We start from the raw sequence: 18,941 nt of genomic DNA on the forward strand, positions 1-18,941 counted from the left end.
TTGAAAAGAGGGGAATTAATATTCAACCTTTTCGATACATCCCTTCGTTTAAACAAGGGCTTTTCTACATTCCCCTCTTTTCAAGAGGGGTGGCAGTCGTAGACTGACGGGGTGTTTATAAAGTGATTACACTTCTCAGACACATTCTTTACCTCCTCTAACTGTATTGTCGTGACTTTAGCTTTCTCACCTTGCAAGGTATGAGCAATATTATCCGCATTACTAATTACCACTTGATAAACGTTAGAAGTTAACGCATCAAAGCAATTCTCAAGCTTAACCAACATGCCTTGCTGGATCTTGTCTTCTGCCTTTAAACGTTGATATACATTTAATTCTAAGGTTTCAATCAATGAGTCAGGATTGGCAACATCCTCATAAACCCCTGCCAAATCCATACAGTAATATAGATTGACCTGATATTGATGCGCCAAGGCTTTTGCAATTTCATATGCTACTGTGTCGGCATTGGTATTTAAAAGCTGCCCATTACCATCATGCGTAATCGGTGCAATGACAGATAAAAAGTCATTACTGATCAAATCAATTAAGACATTACGATTAACTGCTTTAACATCACCAACAAAACCAAAATCATGCATTTGAGCTTCGCGCTTGTTACTCAGTAGCAAATTAGCATCAGCACCACTTAGCCCCAATGCATTAACACCATAAGCTTGCAACTTAGCCACTATCTGTTTATTGATGATCCCGGCTAACACCATCGTCACAAGATCTAATGACGCTTGATCAGTTACACGCCGACCATTAATAAAGGTAGACTCAACACCTAGACGCTCGGCTAACTCGGTAACTTGATCGCCTCCGCCATGCACGATAACACATGGATCACTTTGCTGAGAAATAGCGTGTAATAGCATGTTGAGCTTGTTTTCATCATCAATTACACGCCCACCTAATTTGATGATATTAAGCGCTTTATTCAACTTCATTGGCATAGACCTTTTCATTTAAAAATGGTGCTTTTGACTTTTGTAACTTCAAAGTTTTGACAAGTTCGGATAGCACATATTGCGCGGCATAGAGTCGATTCTCAGCTTGCTCTATGACAATTGAGCATTCAGAATCAAGCACCTCATCAGCAATCACTAAATTACGTCTGACGGGCAAGCAATGCATCACCTTGGCATTGGGAGCATGTTTTAGTTTCTCTTGAGTAATCATCCATTTGTTATCGGTATTTATAACCTTGCCGTATTCTTTAGTGCTTGACCAATTTTTGACATAGATAAAATCGGCATCTTTAAACGCCTCATCTTGGTCATATATCACTTGAGCATCACCGATAAATTCTGAATCCAACTCATAACCTTCAGGGTGTGTTACTACAAACTCATAGTCCATCAACTGCATACTCTCAGCAAACGAATTTGCTACCGCATGTGGCAAGGGATTAACATGTGGCGCCCAACTTAACACAACTTTTGGTTTTTTTAGTTTTTTTAGTTTTTTATACTCTTCAATCGTTAGAATATCAGCAAGACTCTGCAAAGGATGACGCAAGGCTGATTCTAAATTCACTATTGGGCAAGCTGTATATTTTTTAAATGCGCTAAAGATTTGCTCTTGATAATCTTGCTCTTTGTCATTGAGCTTGGCAAAGGAGCGAATTGCGACAATGTCACAATAGCTTGCAACAACTTGGGCTGCCTCTTTGATATGTTCAGGTTTATCGGTATTCATCACCACACCTTCGTTAAACTCGAGTGCCCAGCCATTATTAACATCAATTGGTAATACATTTAAACCAATATTTTGTGCCGCTTTTATCGTTGAGATTTTAGTGCGTAGACTTGGGTTTAAAAAAATAATACCCAAGGTTTTATGTTCACCTAATTTATCATTCGCATGTGGATTTTGCTTAATCTCAATACATGATTGAATCGCTTCTTGGATATTATCGATATCGTTAATACTTAAATACTGCTGCATGTTTTTTACTCCTAGAAACTGTGTTTCTTTTATCTTATAAATTCTCTGTTGGCTGATCGTCAATCGAAGCCATTACATTTGCGTTGGCTGAGCGTCAGTCGAAGCCATTACAAATGTGACCCTTCACCCGCGCAGCCCAAGCTGCACGAGCAATCCCGCAAGGGGAGAGGTGATAGCTGGTGAACCTTATTTTTTACATTATTTCTACTCACCCTTCGACTTCGCTCAAAGTGCGATGTGTACTTATGCTGAAAACTCCTCATTTTTTAAATTTCTCCTCGCCCAATAAAATTCAATATGGCTTTTAAGTCTGCTTGGCTTATCTGATGCTCCTCAATAAACTGATCTACGCGTAGTTTTGCAAGATATGTTTTCATTCCTTCCAAGATGTAATGCCTTGTTACTTCACCTGATTTAGAGCCGCCAAGCTGTGCAATCAATACAACAAAGTCATCATAAACTTCACCTTGACCAATCTCATATAAATAAGATGCAACAAAGAAACCAATAGCAGTAATGGCTTTAATCCCTTCAAAGTCTTTTATCCTAAACTCTTCCCAGCCTAACTCACCTTTGATAAATTTAAACACACCCTCAATACGAGAGCGCTTTAAATAGCAATCATAAACGTTGTAAACGTCATATTGATTCATAAGCTCCTTATTTGTGATTAAAAGCATCGGTTCGTCAAAAGCTTCTTTGCCCTTGCGATCAAGCAGCGTCATTAAAACAACATGATACTGCCCAATCTTCTGCCATTTAGCCTTGATCACGCAATCCTGAAAACAGCGTCCACTGATGTATAGCTTTTGAATACAGAAAGTATATGAATGTTCAAAGGCGTGATCTATCAATTTCCCTTTTTGCTCCTTATCACCGCTTAAGCCTGAAACTGTCCTGTTTTTCTTCAATCGTATGACAAACTCATCTTTCAGTTCCTGTATAAAATCAAAGTACTCACTATCATCAAACTCACGATCTAATACATGCGTAATATTTAATGCTGAATTCTTTTCTTTCAAGGCGTTAGAGCAGGATTTAATATGCTTTAATGCTATGCGCTTTGAGGTCAAATAACTATCGTCATCATAGGCTTCTTTAGACGCCTGTGAAATCACGATATCCTCACCGGCACTTAACTGTTCAATCGTTTCTTTTGATAAAAACTCTGGCTGCTTGTTGCTGTATAGCTCATGACCCAATAAATCAATCTGTTTATTATCTAAATTAACGGCAATTGTATTGAAGCTACTATAGCCATTGATGGTTTTCTTACTCAGATCTTTTACTTTTCCTATATGCTCTGCTTGCTTGGTATATTTTTTGCGTATCTCGCTGGGATCATGAATCAAAATAACATTATCCGAAGACTCGTATTTCTTGGCTGTTTCAGCGCATAGTACTTCACTAATTTGCTCGGGATCAAAGTCATTTAGCTTATTGTCACCTGTAATTGTCCGTCTCAATTTTTCGTACTCCTTTTGGCTGCTACTGATTGAGTAAAGGTTTAAACTGCCATGCTCTAAAACCTTTTCCAGTATCGTCTTCACATTTTTTAAAAGACACCTTTGATGTCATTTTGTTTAATAATTTGCTCATGTGGTCACCAAAAGTAGTGTGCGCCATCCTTGTGATTCCTCTTCTCATATCATTGCTTCGGGCGTATTGTACACGCTTTTAAATTTTTGGGGAGTTTTCAGTACTTATGGATGAGTGTTCAACTGCAATCACCTCTTTCAATGCCAAAATAAATACATCAATATGTGATTGCTGAATGGTTAGTGCAGGCAGTAACCGCAACACTTGTCCGGCTTGAGCAACACCTGTAAATATATGCTTTTGCTTTAAAAGCGCATCACGAATGGCTTTGCAATCTAAGCTAAATTCAACACCTAGCATAAGCCCACGCCCTCGTACAACGGTTACTTCAGGGATTTGTAGTAATTGTTCTTTTAAATATGCCCCTTGGTGCTTGGCATTATTAACAAGTGCTTCATCGTCAATGACTTCAAGCACAGCCAACATCGCAGCACAGGCAAGATAACTACCACCAAAGGTTGTACCTAACATGTTTTTCAATACCGGAATATCATCTTTGATCAACACACCACCAACAGGAAAGCCATTACCCGCTCCCTTAGCAAAGGTAATTAAATCCGGTTCAATACCTGATTGCTGGAAACTAAAAAACGCTCCTGTGCGTCCAAAGCCAGATTGAATCTCATCAACAATTAACTTTGCACCGTGCGCTTGACATAACTCACTTGCCGTCTGTAGAAAATGTATATCTGGTTCATAGATACCGGCAATGCCTTGAACCCCTTCGACAATCACCGCAGCCACATCATTATCCATCGCTTCTTTCAACGCATCTATATCATTTAACGGCACACTAATTGTTTGAAAACCATTTGAAAATGGTGATTGGATGGCAGGATTATCAGTAACTACTAAGGCAAGATTTGTGCGCCCATGAAAGCTATTATTAATGCTAATTATCTTGTTGCGCTTGGTGACAACTCCGGCAAGTTTAAGCGCATTTTCTACCGCTTCCGCCCCTGAGTTGACTAAAAACAACTGGTAATTATGACAACCACTTAATTGTGCCAGTTTATCTGCCAGATGTTGCTGCATCGGCATTTCAACACTATTGGAATAAAAGCCGATCTGTTGCAACTGATAAGTGATTCTTTCAATATAATGCGGATGACTATGCCCAATCGAGATCACCGCATGGCCACCATATAGATCAAGATATTGTTGATCATTGCTATCCCAAACACATACATCTTGAGCTTTATTTAATGCAATGGGATAACGCTCGTATACTTCATATAAATTCATAAAACCACCTTAAAAAACACTGGCTTTGAGTGACAAACCTAACTCACAAGGCAAGCCAAACATCAGATTCATATTTTGTAGAGCTTGCCCTGAAGCCCCTTTAATCAAATTATCAATGACACTAACAACATGCAGATACTCACCGTGTTTTTTCACGGATAATAAACAAGCATTGGTGTTAACGACCATTTTTAAACCTGGCTCATGATCAAGCACTTTGACAAAGGCACTTTGCTCGTAAAATGCTTGCAAGATTTGTTGCGCTCTTACTTCAGTGAGATCTGATTTAAAATAAATCGAGGCAAAAATACCACGACTAAAATTCCCTCGCATTGGCACAAATAATATTTGATTGTTTGAAGATAATTTCAACGCTTGTTTAATTTCAGCTAGATGCTGATGCGAGAATGCTTTATAGACAGACATATTATTAGTACGCCAACTAAAATGTGAAGTCTCACAAGGCATTACACCGGCACCTGTTGAGCCGGTAATGGCATTGATATGAACATCTCCATTAACATAAGTGCCAAAAGGCATTAGCGCCAGAATAATAGCAGTTGCAAAGCAACCCGGATTAGCAATATTAGATGCAACTGCAATCTCACTTTGCTTAATATCCGCCAAACCATAGAGAAACGCTGGATTTATCTGAGTATCTCGATGATCCTGACTTAAATCAATTATCTTGGTATCTGCTTTGAATTGATGCTGTTTAAGTGCCTCCTTAGCTTGCCCATGTCCTACACATAAAAACACGACATCAACATTATAATTTATCTCTTTATCGAATACGCGTTTATTATCGATCAAATAGAAATCATGATGTGTTTTGGCGATTAACTCACCGCCTTGTGAGGCACTATGTATGGATTGAATATCCACCTGCGGGTGATGAGTCAGTAGTCGTAATAACTCACCAGCGGTATAACCCGCACCGCCTAAAATACCGACCTTTATTTTGTTATTATACTCAACCATAAAACCTCACCCTGTCACCGCTGCTTTGATTGAGCTTAATGGCGTTGTCTTGACTGATTTATCTTTATTTTGCAATTGATAATAAGCAGCCAGTTGTGTGCTCATCACCTTAGTAAACCCTTTAACATCATCACCAGTGAAACTTGCATTCTCCTCGCCATATTTGGCATGTTGCGCCTGCATTAAATCATGCTCAGACTGTATACCCAACAGTACGAAATGAAGTGGATAAAGCTTCACAAATACCTCCCCTGTGACCTTTGCCTGAGTCGATAATAGCAAAGCTTCAATATCACGCGCTGCCGGATCAAGAAATTGTCCTTCATGCACCATCTCCGCATAGGTGTCACTTAGGCTTGTTTTAATCTTAAGTTGTGCTTTAGTCAGCACATGCTTTTCTAATAAGTGATGTGCCTTGATCAGTATTAAAGGCGCAGGTGCTTCAAAGCCAACACGCCCTTTGATGTTGATAATGGTGTCACCAACATGAATGTCGCGCCCAATACCATATTGACTGGCAATATCGTTAAGCTTTTGAATCACTTGAATTGAATTTGATAACTCGTCATTTAAGGCAATTGGCTCACCATTGATAAAGGTAATCTTTAGCGTTTCTTCTGGATTGTGCGCTTTAGCTATCTTAGTTGGCCATGCCTCATCTTTTAAATATAAATGTGAACTTAAGGTCTCAACACCACCAACAGAGGTGCCCCATAAGCCTTTATTGATCGAATAATTTTTGCTACTTTCGCTGCAACTTGCACCATGCTTGATCAGATACTCCTGAGTAGCAGCACGCGATAATTTCAAATCGCGAATGGGCGTGATAATTTGAGCTTCTGGAGATAATATATGAAACATCAGATCAAAGCGCACTTGATCATTGCCCGCTCCCGTGCAGCCATGTGCAATCTTAGTGATACCCATGCTATTTGCTACCTTAGCAATCGTCATTGCCTGAAAAGCACGCTCAGCACTGACAGATAAAGGATAACAATTGTTTTTTAGTGCATTAGCAAAGATCAAAAACTTAACACACTCCTGATAAAAATCTTTTGTGACCTCAATACTCTGATGCGATTTCGCACCCAATTGATAAGCCCTGCGTTCAATCTGTGCTAGCTCAATCGGGGTAAAACCACCCGTATTAACCGTCACGGTATGCACTTCTAGATCATGCTCCTGCTGCAAATATTTAACACAAAAACTCGTATCTAAACCTCCACTAAATGCGACAATAACCTTCATTGATTGCTCCCTTTCATTATTTTTATTATTTTTATTACCTTTATTATTTTGTAATACACCTTGCTCTTGCTGCTCTGTTTGCTCTTTCTGCACTTTTTGCTTTTGTTTTCTTTGCGGATCGTACAGCATTCCTGTGCATAAACAATTTTGATATTCTTTGGCTTGTAAAATAGCGAAGTTCACGCAACTCATACATCCTTGCCAAAACGTTTTATCCGTTGTTAAGCCAGTAAAAGCAGCCGGCTCATAACCCAACTCATAATTAATACGCATCACCTGCGGGTTGGTTGTTAACCCAAAGATCTTAGCATTAGGATAATATTCACGCGCTAACATAAACGCTTTTGATTTTAGGGCTTTGGACAAACCTAAGTTGCGATATTCTGGGAAAACAATTAAGCCTGAATTAGACACATAAGCTTTATCTTGCCATGACTCGATATAGCAAAAGCCTACGATTTGATTCAGCAGGCGATCAATCGCAATAACTGCATGTTTTGAGCGTATTTTTTCCTGCAAATAGTTCACACTACGCTTGGCAATACCGGTCTTTCTTTGCTTAGCACTTTCCTCAATCTGTACGGCAATGGCACTGGCAAAATGGCAATGCGTACTATTAGCAATAACAATGTCGACATGACTTAGCTTCATCTAGGTGATTTTTTGTTAATCCAAACGAAGCTCAACGATAGCAAAGCCTTAATGATAGATAAAATTCATTTTTTATATTTTTTGATGAATTTAATTCATCAAAAAATGGTTTTCCATTAGTGAATTAGGCTATGACCATATTACTGCCCACTTTGATTTTGTAAGCGTTGGCTGAGCGTAAGTCGAAGCCTCTATTAAGTGTGATTTTCCCAAGCTTATACACTTCGACTAATGCTCAGTGCATCGCCTCGACTTACGCTTAGGGTACGGTGAGCACTTATGGGTTAATATTTAGTCTTAGCCGTGAATTAATTAAACGCTTCCATTGCTTTAGCGATTTTTGCAGCAATCACTTGATGCGTTTCTGCCGTTGGGTGTACTGTGTCTTCAAATAGATGTTTTTTATTATCAGCTTGCGGTGTACACAATAGTGCAGAATTAGTCAAAGCTGCTAATGGGTTACCTGTTTCTGACGCCTGTATACAAGCAGGTGTTGTCACATCATCAAACTGATAGGTTTTACCCAATGCAGACATCTCATAATTTGCCACCATATCATTCATTAAATTGAAAACATCTACCGGCACAATTTTAATGCTTGAATCCTGCTTTTGTAATGCCCCTAACATATTACTCAATGCGGTGTTATAAGCAACAGATGCTTTTTCAAGTGCGGATTGCTGGTTAGCCGCAATCGCCAATGGTGTTAAACCAATATTTGGTAAAAATAGCACAACAAACTTCTTAGCGCCATGCGCTGCAAGATACTGAACATCATAGGCAATATCGCCTGCAGCTTGCGTCATGACCTGAGCAACCTCTGCCGCGGATGGTGTTGGCTGTTTTGCAACCTCAAGGAATAAATTATTAGCACCACCCCATAAAATATAAATTTTATCTGGATCTGCTTGATATTGTCCAGTTGGACCATTAAATGGCATCGTTTGCAGATAACTGTCTATCTGATTATAATTTTCAAGCTGATCATAGACTGGCTGCAAATCAGCATCAGACGCTTTAGGACAACTATAAGCTGGTTGTCCATTCACTTGTGGAATAGGTCCAATCGGTGAAGGGATATATAATGGTACATTTCCAGGCGGATAATATGGGGTTTCCTTCAACGAGCTAAAAGTTGACTGAGGCAATACCAAACCAATCCCTGCACACGTTGTCGTTGCGCCACCTTGGGCATAATTATTCCCTGTCAATTTTTTACTTTCTGTATCTAGCGAGATCTTAAAAAACTGCAACAGCGGGTTAACTTGGTCATACCATTTGGCATATGCCACTTTTATCGGTTGCATATAGTGATTATTGTTAGGTAAAGCCACCGAGTCTGATGCCCCAACCAACTTAGCCAAATCAGTAACCCAGACATTACCTCCTGGCGTGGTGTAGGTTGCTGACTTCTCATTTGATGTACCAGACACTGTTGGCCATGCAGGGAATGCGCCCTGAGATAAAGTACTGAGCCCATTAACCAAAGCAGCTAGCTGATCCTGCACACCTGCATCCGACAAACTATCGCCAAATACAATAAAGTCTTGCCCTTGATCACCTTTAACCGTAATCGTTTGTATTGTGCCACCAACACTGATGGTTAAAGTGTCCTGTTGATTATATTGCGCATCTGAAGTTGGCGCATAGCTCAAACTAAACTGACAACTTTGACCATTACTAATAGTTTGCGCACACGTCCCTAAATCAACAGTGAATCCGGCATTTGGATTGGATTGTGTGACGCTCACCTGATATGCATTTGATTGACCGACGGCACCAATGCTTTGATCACCAACGCTTACAGTGAACTCTTTTTGATTATTTTGATTAATATCCGCATGGATTACATTATCCGTCGGTGAGCTGACATTAACAGCGACACCAGCGCTGTCACCCCCACCTCCGCCATCACAGGCAGATAAAAGCATTGCAGCTGTCAATAGACTGATTTTTTTCCATTCTTTTTTATATTGTGAAAAATTCATCTTCATCATCTTTACCCCATAATTAGAATTTATATCTCAATGCCAAACCAAATATATCGGCAAATCCGCGATAATCAGCAGATACTTTATTTTGCTCAATATTTGGAATATTTGCATTTGAACCGGTATACTCCGTGACATTGATACTTTGATTGAGCATGAAAATATGCTCATAAACCGCATCAATTGAAAAATGATCATTAACATGGTACGTGCCACCCAATGTTACCCAAATGCGGTTAGTATCCGGCATTCTTGCATCTCTTGTTTCTGAGACAGTTGGTGTTTGGTCATATGCCACACCGGTTCTTACCGACCAATGTGGAGTAATTTTATAATCCGTACCTAATGAGAATAACCAGCTGTTTTTCCAACCTAACTGCATCGTTGAAGAAGTTGAATAACCTCCTGGGGTATCAATGGTAAGCTTATCTAATGTGCTCCACATTGTATACTGCACGGTGCCTCTGACTTGCCATTTTGAGGTGACGTCCTGAGTAATACCAAAGTTAATCACACCAGGGGTTCTAAATGAAGTCGATGCATCAGAAATATAGCTATTATACGGTGCTCCTGGTGTTATTGGTGTACTACCTGTTGGCAATAACCATTGATTGCCTGTGCCTTCAATGTTCATCTTAACTGGTGTGCGATAACTCAAACCAAAATAAGTCGCTTTCACTGGGTGAAACATCACCCCAAAAATTCCACCAATACCCCAGCCATTACCATTAATATTAGTCGCTTGATTTGTAGGCGTTGCCAACTCACCATCATAGTTTGAAAACTCGGCACTGGCATATTGGATTTGTAAACCTGCGGCAATTGAGATCTCTGGAATAATATTAAAGGCAATCTCAGGCGTTAGATTAATCACTTCAATCGATGTTTTCTGTGCGGCATAGCGCACAACTGAATTATCATCATAATTTGTTGTCATTCCCCAAGGTGCGGTTAACGCCACACCCGCAGCCAATCGGTCATTAATACGCCACGCACCATATAAGTTAGGTACTAGCGCGCCCTCAACCACACTATTTTGTGATGATGCGCCCGATACTGGATCATCGGCAAAAGGAATCGTACTGTAATGCACACCATGACTGGCTTGTGCATTGGTCATTTTCACACTAGGTAAGATATAGCTGCCGCCAAGGTAAACGCTGCTATCTTTAATAAAGCCCAAGTTAGCCGGGTTGTTAAAGATACTACTAACATCATCTGGACTTGCAGCACTTCCTGCCATTGCCATCCCTTGTAAATAAACACTATTTTCATTGACTTGAAAGCCCGCTGCTTCGGCATGACAAGTCACGGCAAAAGCCACTGCCACAAATGACAACTTATGTAATTTTTTCATGTTTTCCCCTCTTTCAACAAAATACGCTCACACATGTATTTAATCTACACGTAAAACAGAGCGATTGTACTGAATCTAGCTGATCAGTCAAATTGACACAGGCATAATCAGAATGAAAAGGTCTCAGGAATACAATGCGCCCTCATTGTTGGGTAACTTATCTACACAATAGATTAGGGATAATACAACACATGCTGCACATGCACATACACATCAACCTTCACCTTCAAACTGCGCATTTAACTCAAGCCAAGTTAATTCTTTTTCTTCAAGCTCCATTTGTACTTGCTGATGTGCTTTGAGCAATTCATTGAGTTTCGCCTTATCCTGATAAATCGCTTCATCCTGAAGCTGAATATCCAACGCTTCTTTTTGCGCTTGCAGCTTAGCCATTTCCTTTTCAACTTTTTTAATTTTACCCATAAGTGGCTTTAATTTTGCTTGTAATTGCGCGCGCAGTTGGCGTGATTCTTTCTTATTTTTTGGTGTTTCTTGCGTCTCTAATATCTCTGTTTTTTCTAAATCTTTATTATCGACAGCATTAGAAGCCACTTTTTGCTTATCTTTCTTCTTTTGCTCAAGCACATATTGATAATAATCGGTTAAATCACCATCAAAAGTAGACACCTGACCTTGATCAACTAACCAATACTCGTCAACCGTGCTTTCTAGTAAGTAACGATCATGCGATATCAATACCAAAGCACCATCAAAAGATTGCAAAGCAAATGCCAAGGCTTCGCGCACTTCAATATCTAAATGGTTGGTCGGCTCATCTAGAAGTAAAAATTTAGGCTTTTGATAAACGATTAATGCCAATGCTAAGCGCGCCTTCTCACCACCTGAGAAACCTCCAACTGCCGATAGCGCCATGTCATTGCTAAAGTTGAATCGACCTAAAAACTTGCGTGCCTGCTCATCGGTAATTTTTGTATCCAAGCGCTTCATGTGTGTCAGAGCAGAGGCATTAAAATCAAGTGCGTCCAATGAATGCTGGGCAAAATAGCCAATCTTGAGATCAGGGTGTTTTTTAGCTTCGCCTTGTGACAACGGCAAATCGCCAACTAAGCCCTTAACAAAGGTTGATTTTCCAGCTCCATTTTTACCCAAAAGACCAATACGCATCTCTGGCAAAATCATGGTATTAAGATCACTTAAAATAACCTTATCGCCATAGCCCAACACACCGTTTTCAAGTGTCAACAAACTACCTGTTGGCATTTTGACATTCTCAGCAAAACTAAAGCTAAAAATTTGTTTATCATGTACCGCTTCAATGCGCTGCATTTTTTCGAGCATTTTAACGCGCGATTGCGCTTGTTTCGCTTTGGATGCCTTAGCTTTAAAGCGATTAACAAAACTCTCTAAATGGGTGATTTTTTGCTGTTGTTTGACATGCGCTTTTTGTTGTAACAAGCGTTTTTCATGATATTGCTTTTCAAAAGATGAATAATTACCGGTGTAACTATCAATGCCTTTATTTTCAATATATAGCACACGCTCAACGACATTATCGAGAAAAATTCGATCGTGTGAAATAAGGACAATCGCACCTTGGTAATTCTGTAAATAACGCTCAAGCCACATCACCGCATCTAAATCCAAATGGTTTGTTGGCTCATCCAGTAGCAGAATTTCGGCTTGTTGTAATAAAGCTTGCGCTAGATTCAAGCGAATACGCCAACCGCCTGATAAGGATTTAACAGGTTCATGTAACTGCTTTGGTTCAAAGCCTAAACCATCTAACAATTGCGCGGCTTGCGACTCCAGTTGATAGCCACCTAATGCTTCAAAATCAGCATGAAGTTGCGCATGCTCTTCATAAGCCTCCTCAGCGAGCGCTTTCTCCATTGCCACCGTTAATCGATGTAATTCGGCATTGCCTTGCATAACATAGTGTACAACTGAAGCCTCTAAATCATCGACTTCTTGTTTAACCGTCACAATACGCGTGCCCTTGGCAATCTCAAGTTCACCTTGATCAGCCTGTAAGCCTTGAGCTAAGAGCATAAATAACGAGGTCTTGCCAGCACCATTCGCACCAACAAGACCGATTTTTTGCTTATCATAAATTGCGAAGCTCACATCATCAAATAATGTCTTTAAGCCGCGCTGTAATGAGATATTTTGTAATGTAATCAAGCACGAGTCTCCATAAACTCTCGCCACGATTTCACGTGAATGGGCGCATCATGCAGCTCAGCCAATGACCGCAACGTTAACTCAGCAATCTGCAAATTAGTAATCAGTGGAATATGGTGATCAACCGCAAGACGACGAATCTTAAAGCCATCAGATACATTATCATCACTAACATGTTGCTGGCGGCGTGGAATATTGATAATCAAATCAACACAATGATCCGCAATTACTGTTTCAACATTTGGCGCTTCTGACTCACTGATTTTATGCGTCAATTTCGTTTCAATACCTAAATCACTTAAATATTGATGTGTACCGGTTGTGGTATAAATCTCCCAGCCTTGCTCATGCAATCGTTTGATCTCAGGCATGAGTTTAACTTTCTTATCACCACCAATGGATAAGAGAATCTTCTTGCGTTTAACAAACATCTCGGTCGCCTGCCATGACTTATAAAATGCATCTAATAAATCATAACCAATGCATCCCACTTCACCAGTGGATGACATCTCGACGTGAGCAACAGGGTTCGCACCCTTTAAGCGGTTATACGAAAACTGTGATGTTTTAACACCGACATAGTCAAGATCGAGCGTGTTATAACGCTTTTTCTTATATTTACCGATAATCACTTCCGTCGCGATTTCAATAAAATTGTGTCCTGTAACTTTTGAGACAAACGGGAAAGATCTTGAAGCGCGTAGATTACACTCAATCACCTTAAGGTTATTATCTTTAGCGATAAATTGAATATTAAAAGGTCCTGAGATATTTAATGCTTTGACAATTTTCTTGGTAATACGCTTAGCACGACGAATCGTCTCTAAATAGAGATTTTGCGGAGGCAATACAATCGTGGCATCACCTGAGTGAACACCTGCGTTCTCAACATGCTCAGAAATCGCATAAATGACAATTTCACCATTCTCAGCCACGCCATCCATTTCAAGCTCTTTAGCATTATTGATAAAATCTGAAATAACCACAGGGTGCTCAGGTGACACAGAGGTTGCTTCTGCCAAGTATTGCTCAAGCGCATCTTCTGAGTAGATTACATTCATCGCCGCCCCTGATAATACATATGATGGACGCACCAAAATTGGATAACCAACCTTATCTGAGAACTCTTTGGCTTTTTCCAGCGTTGTCACCGATTGCCATTCTGGTTGGTCAATGCCTAAATCATTTAACATCGTTGAGAAAATCGCACGATTCTCTGCTTTGTTAATATTCTGCGGTGAAGTGCCCAAAATTGGATAACCTGCTCTTGCCAATGGGACAACCAAGTTATTGGCAATTTGCCCACCTACAGAAACAACGATGCCCTTTAGGTTTTCAAAATCAGCAATATCCTGCACACGTTCAAAGGTTAGTTGCTCAAAGTACAAACGATCAGACTCATCATAATCGGTTGATACCGTTTCAGGGTTTGAGTTAATAATAATTGGCGACTCACCGAGTCTCTTTAAAGTGTGAGCAGTCGTCACGCCACACCAGTCAAACTCAACTGATGAACCGATACTATAAGGACCTGAGCCAATAATTAAGCTTGCCTCAATCTCAGACGGTTTCACATCATGCTCAATCCCGTGATATGTCATGTATAAGTAATTGGTTTCTGCTTCAAACTCACCTGCTAAGGTGTCGATTTGTTTAACATAAGGCACAATACCTTGTGAGATACGCCAAGCGCGTAAAGCCTGTACATCCATCTCACGAAAACGCGCAATCGATTTATCAGAAAAGCCAAGCTTTTTAGCTTCTTTTAACAACTCTTTCGTCAGTGGATTTTTTAAATTCTTTAAGCGGTTTTCCATCTCAGCAATGGTATGCATATGATTTAAGAACCACTTATCAATCTTTGATAACTGATAGGCTTTCTCAATATCGCCACCTTGCACAAAAAAGCGATGTAACGCAAAGATCCTGCGATCAGTCGCGCGCTCAATTTCAAGCTCAAGATCAGGAATATCAAAAGGATAGTCCGATAAATCTGCCGCACCAATATTGAGCATACCAACGGCTTTTTGTAAGCCTTCAGGGAATGATCGACCAATCGCCATCACTTCCCCTACCGATTTCATCTCAGTACCGATAAAGCGCTCTGCTTTTTTGAGTTTATGCGTATCCCAACGTGGAATCTTAACAACGATATAATCAAGGGCTGGCTCAAAATAAGCGCACGTTTTCTTGGTTACCGCATTTTGTAATTCATGCAGGTTATAGCCTAAAATCAATTTCGCTGCGATAAAAGCTAGTGGATAGCCTGTCGCTTTTGATGCCAAAGCCGATGAACGTGACAGACGTGGATTGATTTCAATCACACGATAATCTGAAGTCTCAAGATTAAACGCATATTGAATATTACACTCACCGATAATCTCAAAGTGATTAGCCACATCAATCGCGATCTTACGTAAGCGATGATACTCTTCATTGTTAAGGGACTGCGATGGTGAAACAACGATACTTTCACCAGTATGGATCCCCATCGGATCAAAGTTCTCCATATTGCACACGGTGAGCACATTGCCTGCCATATCACGCACAATTTCATATTCAAACTCATTCCATCCTAGCAAACACTCTTCAATCAATACTTGTGAGGTAGCATTTAATACTTCAGTAACTCGATGCTTAAGCTCGCTTTCCGTTCTAACAATCCCTGAGCCCAAGCCACCTAATGAGAAACCTGAGCGCATCATCAATGGAAAACCTATTTCCTTAGCCGCAATAATGGCGTCTTTTAATGTTGTCGCGACAAAGCTTTTAGCAGTTTTAACATTAATCTCATCTAACTTGTCTTTGAAAAGTCCGCGATCTTCAGCTTCTTTGATCGTTTGCACTGAACTGCCTAGCACTTTGACATTATGCAGTGCTAAAATACCCTTTTCTTCGAGTTTAAGACCCAAGTTTAACGCCGTTTGCCCACCAAAGCTTAGCATGATCGCATCGGGCTTTTCTTTCTCAATAATTTTCGTCACGTGCGCCAAATCTAATGGTTCAAAATAAACCTCATCCGCCATCCCAGGATCAGTTTGAATGGTCGCAATATTGGGGTTAACCAAAATGACTTTGATGCCTTCTTCTTTTAATGCCTTGATGGCTTGCGATCCGGAATAATCAAACTCACCTGCTTGTGAGATGCGGATTCCGCCAGAACCTAATAGTAAAACTTTTTGAATATGCTTGAATTGCTCGCGATGATTAATCATTGAAATTTCACGTTGTCCGAGGTTACCTTATTCTAAAGAAATTTTTGTGAAAGGCAATTGGCGATTTTTATTTTATAATTTTCTTCACCGCTGTTTCACAGCTTTTGCTATGGCAATCTATCCGTGACATTTTAGTTACTTAAAAAACAAAAAAGCCGCAAAATATGCGGCTTAAGTGTAATAGCAGTTGTAGTTAGTGAATAATTACGTAATTATTCAGCAATAACAACCAATTTGATATCGGCATCAACATCTGAGTGCAAGTGAACTGATAGCTCGTACTCACCCAATGAACGGATGATACCTTCTGGCATGCGTACGTGACGTTTTTCAACTTCAACACCAGCAGCAGCAATAACATCAGCAACTTCTTTAGTCCCAACAGAACCAAATAGTTTACCACCATCACCAGCAGCTGCTTTGATTGTGAATACTTGACCTGAGATTTTCTCAGCTTTCGCTTTAGCCGTTGTTAAACGCTCAGCTTCTAATTTTTGTAATTCTGCTTTTTGCTTTTCAAAAGCAGCAATGTTTGCTTCAGTTGCTTGAACTGCTTTGCCATAAGGCACTAAGTAGTTACGCGCATAACCTGGCTTCACATTTACAACACTACCTAGCGTGCCTAGGTTTTCTACTTTTTCTTTTAAAATAACTTGCATTGTCAAAGACCTCTAAACTTAAAGATTAGTTAAAGTGACGATCACAGTAAGGGATCAACGCTAAAAATCTTGCTCTTTTGATGGCATTAGCAAGTTGACGTTGATACTTAGTCGATGTACCTGTGATTCGACTTGGAACGATTTTGCCAGTTTCAGTGACATAGCCTTTCAATGTATTTAAATCTTTGTAGTCGATCTCTTTAACGCCTTCAACGGTAAAACGACATACTTTACGACGACGATTTGGACGCATCTTTTATCTCCTTACTCAGCAGCTTCGCTTGTTTCTTTAACTTCTTTTTTCTCATCTTTTGCCATCATGATTGACGGCTCAGTGATCGCTTCGTTTTGGTTAAGCACTAAACGACGTAGAATCGCATCATTGTATCTGAATGATTCATTTAACTCGTTCAACGCTTCGGTATCACACTCGATATTCATCAAAATGTAATGCGCCTTATGAAGCTTAGCGATTGGATAAGCAAGTTGACGACGTCCCCAGTCTTCTAAACGGTGAATTTTACCGCCTCTAGACTCAACGATTTCACGGTATTTTTGCAACATGTTTGGTAACTGATCGCTTTGATCAGGGTGAACCATGAACACGATTTCATAATGTTTCATAATTTTACTCCTTTCGGTTTATCGTATCTACTCTCGATAAGCTATTGCGCACCTTGAATATAAGGGCAACAGCAAAGAGCCGCGCTATTGTCACAGATAGCAGCTTAAAACTCAAGCACTATTATGTGACACAAACAAAAAAGGCTCCCAACTGGAAGCCTTTTAAATCTCTGGTGGGTGCTGAGGGGTTCGAACCCCCGACCCTCGCCTTGTAAGGGCGATGCTCTCCCAGCTGAGCTAAGCACCCGAGAACGAGATGAGATTATAGGGTTAAAAAAATCAAAGTCAACGCCTAAAATCAATATTTTTTATTTTTATTAATCTTTTTAATATTCCTGTTCAGCTCGGATTTCTACTTTGTTTATTTTGCCATCAGCAATCTCACGCAAAGCAACAACCGTTGTCTTATCATTGTCCCAGTCGACACGTGGCTCTTGACCACTTAGACTTAGGAAGCGTGCTCTTTTTGATGCTAAAACTATTAACTCAAAACGACTATCGATTTTCTCTAAACAATCTTCAACTGTTACACGTGCCATACATATTCTCCAAAGTTCAAAAGCCGATCAATTCTATAGAAGTTTTATGATTTTGCCAAGTATTACAAAATTGAATAACGCTATCGAATTGACTTAGGGTAAAGTTACTGCTGCCTACTTTGTAAACTGCTTAGCAACATAGTCCCAATTAATAATGCTCCAGAACTCTTCAACATATTTTGGACGCGCATTACGATAATCAATATAGTAAGCGTGCTCCCATACATCACAGGTTAAAAGTGGTGTGTGACCTTCGGTTAATGGACACGCTGCATTACTGGTACTTACTAACTCAAGCTCACCTTGTTTCGTTTTTACAAGCCATGCCCAGCCAGAACCAAAAGTAGTGACCGCTGTTTTGCTAAATGCTTCTTTGAAGGCATCAAAGCTGCCAAATTTTTTCTCAATCGCTTGCAATAAAGCGCCCTCTGGTTTTGCTTTAGCATTTGGTGTTAAGCAATTCCAGTAAAACGTGTGATTCCAAATTTGTGCGGCATTATTAAAGACACCACCTTTTGAGGTTAAAATGACGTCTTCTAATGATTTACCGGCAAAAGACTTAAACTCATCTGTTTTTAATAAGTTATTTAGGTTAGTTACATACGCCTGATGATGCTTGCCATAATGATACTCGATTGTCTCCTCAGAGATCACGGGTGCCAATGCATTTTTAGGGTATGGTAACGATGGTAATTCAAACATTTCTTGCTCCTTGTCGGTTGACCAAAATTTAGAAA

The 18,941-nt window shown here is 39.9% G+C and carries 15 protein-coding genes and 1 tRNA gene; all 16 read right to left on the reverse strand.

Annotated elements, in window-relative coordinates:
• Nucleotides 1–80: 80 nt before the first annotated feature.
• The 16 genes from argB to NYP54_RS04665 all read right to left on the reverse strand — a co-directional run bounded on the left by argB (nucleotide 81) and on the right by NYP54_RS04665 (nucleotide 18,906).
• A complete protein-coding gene (gene argB, locus NYP54_RS04590; protein WP_283157361.1) occupies nucleotides 81–953 on the reverse strand; it encodes an acetylglutamate kinase in 873 nt (290 codons plus the stop codon).
• On the reverse strand, nucleotides 940–1,953 hold the full coding sequence (locus tag NYP54_RS04595; protein WP_283157362.1) for an acetylornithine carbamoyltransferase: 1,014 nt from the start codon (nucleotides 1,951–1,953) through the stop codon (nucleotides 940–942). The genes argB and NYP54_RS04595 overlap by 14 nt, the downstream gene beginning before the upstream one ends.
• 266 nt (nucleotides 1,954–2,219) lie before the next feature.
• Entirely contained in the window at nucleotides 2,220–3,503 is a 1,284-nt protein-coding gene (locus NYP54_RS04600) for a transposase (RefSeq protein ID WP_283155944.1), read from the reverse strand.
• A gap of 127 nt (nucleotides 3,504–3,630) precedes the next feature.
• Nucleotides 3,631–4,797: an aminotransferase class III-fold pyridoxal phosphate-dependent enzyme gene (locus NYP54_RS04605; RefSeq protein ID WP_283157363.1), complete on the reverse strand. Its 1,167-nt coding sequence runs from the start codon at nucleotides 4,795–4,797 to the stop codon at nucleotides 3,631–3,633.
• Nucleotides 4,798–4,806: 9 nt separating this feature from the next.
• Nucleotides 4,807–5,778 (reverse strand): N-acetyl-gamma-glutamyl-phosphate reductase, encoded by a 972-nt coding sequence (gene argC, locus NYP54_RS04610; protein ID WP_283157364.1) that lies wholly within the window; start codon nucleotides 5,776–5,778, stop codon nucleotides 4,807–4,809.
• A gap of 6 nt (nucleotides 5,779–5,784) precedes the next feature.
• Complete coding sequence (argG, locus tag NYP54_RS04615) at nucleotides 5,785–7,677, reverse strand: argininosuccinate synthase (RefSeq protein WP_283157365.1); 1,893 nt, start codon at nucleotides 7,675–7,677, stop codon at nucleotides 5,785–5,787.
• A gap of 308 nt (nucleotides 7,678–7,985) precedes the next feature.
• Entirely contained in the window at nucleotides 7,986–9,674 is a 1,689-nt protein-coding gene (locus NYP54_RS04620; RefSeq protein WP_283157366.1) for an SGNH/GDSL hydrolase family protein, read from the reverse strand.
• A gap of 13 nt (nucleotides 9,675–9,687) precedes the next feature.
• The gene (locus NYP54_RS04625; protein ID WP_283157367.1) at nucleotides 9,688–11,025 is read right to left on the reverse strand and encodes an OmpP1/FadL family transporter; all 1,338 of its coding nucleotides are present in this window, start codon (nucleotides 11,023–11,025) and stop codon (nucleotides 9,688–9,690) included.
• 213 nt (nucleotides 11,026–11,238) lie between these two features.
• Nucleotides 11,239–13,167, reverse strand: a complete 1,929-nt coding sequence (locus NYP54_RS04630; protein ID WP_283157368.1) for an ATP-binding cassette domain-containing protein — start codon at nucleotides 13,165–13,167, stop codon at nucleotides 11,239–11,241.
• A complete protein-coding gene (carB, locus tag NYP54_RS04635) occupies nucleotides 13,164–16,382 on the reverse strand; it encodes a carbamoyl-phosphate synthase (glutamine-hydrolyzing) large subunit (protein ID WP_283157369.1) in 3,219 nt (1,072 codons plus the stop codon). The genes NYP54_RS04630 and carB overlap by 4 nt, the downstream gene beginning before the upstream one ends.
• A 212-nt stretch (nucleotides 16,383–16,594) precedes the next feature.
• Nucleotides 16,595–17,041 (reverse strand): 50S ribosomal protein L9, encoded by a 447-nt coding sequence (rplI, locus tag NYP54_RS04640; RefSeq protein WP_117002185.1) that lies wholly within the window; start codon nucleotides 17,039–17,041, stop codon nucleotides 16,595–16,597.
• Nucleotides 17,042–17,066: 25 nt separating this feature from the next.
• Complete coding sequence (rpsR, locus tag NYP54_RS04645; RefSeq protein ID WP_117002186.1) at nucleotides 17,067–17,294, reverse strand: 30S ribosomal protein S18; 228 nt, start codon at nucleotides 17,292–17,294, stop codon at nucleotides 17,067–17,069.
• A gap of 11 nt (nucleotides 17,295–17,305) precedes the next feature.
• The gene (rpsF, locus tag NYP54_RS04650; protein WP_117002187.1) at nucleotides 17,306–17,665 is read right to left on the reverse strand and encodes a 30S ribosomal protein S6; all 360 of its coding nucleotides are present in this window, start codon (nucleotides 17,663–17,665) and stop codon (nucleotides 17,306–17,308) included.
• 171 nt (nucleotides 17,666–17,836) lie between these two features.
• Nucleotides 17,837–17,912: transfer RNA gene (locus tag NYP54_RS04655), tRNA-Val, on the reverse strand.
• A gap of 79 nt (nucleotides 17,913–17,991) precedes the next feature.
• Complete coding sequence (gene rpoZ / locus NYP54_RS04660) at nucleotides 17,992–18,204, reverse strand: DNA-directed RNA polymerase subunit omega (RefSeq protein WP_117002188.1); 213 nt, start codon at nucleotides 18,202–18,204, stop codon at nucleotides 17,992–17,994.
• A 114-nt stretch (nucleotides 18,205–18,318) separates the two neighbouring features.
• Nucleotides 18,319–18,906 carry a Fe-Mn family superoxide dismutase gene (locus NYP54_RS04665; protein WP_283157370.1) on the reverse strand — a complete coding sequence of 196 codons (588 nt, stop codon included), beginning with the start codon at nucleotides 18,904–18,906 and terminating at the stop codon, nucleotides 18,319–18,321.
• Between the last annotated feature and the right edge of the window lie 35 nt (nucleotides 18,907–18,941).

The sequence above is a fragment of the Cysteiniphilum sp. QT6929 genome (assembly GCF_030035755.1).
Classification (GTDB): domain Bacteria; phylum Pseudomonadota; class Gammaproteobacteria; order Francisellales; family Francisellaceae; genus Caedibacter; species Caedibacter litoralis.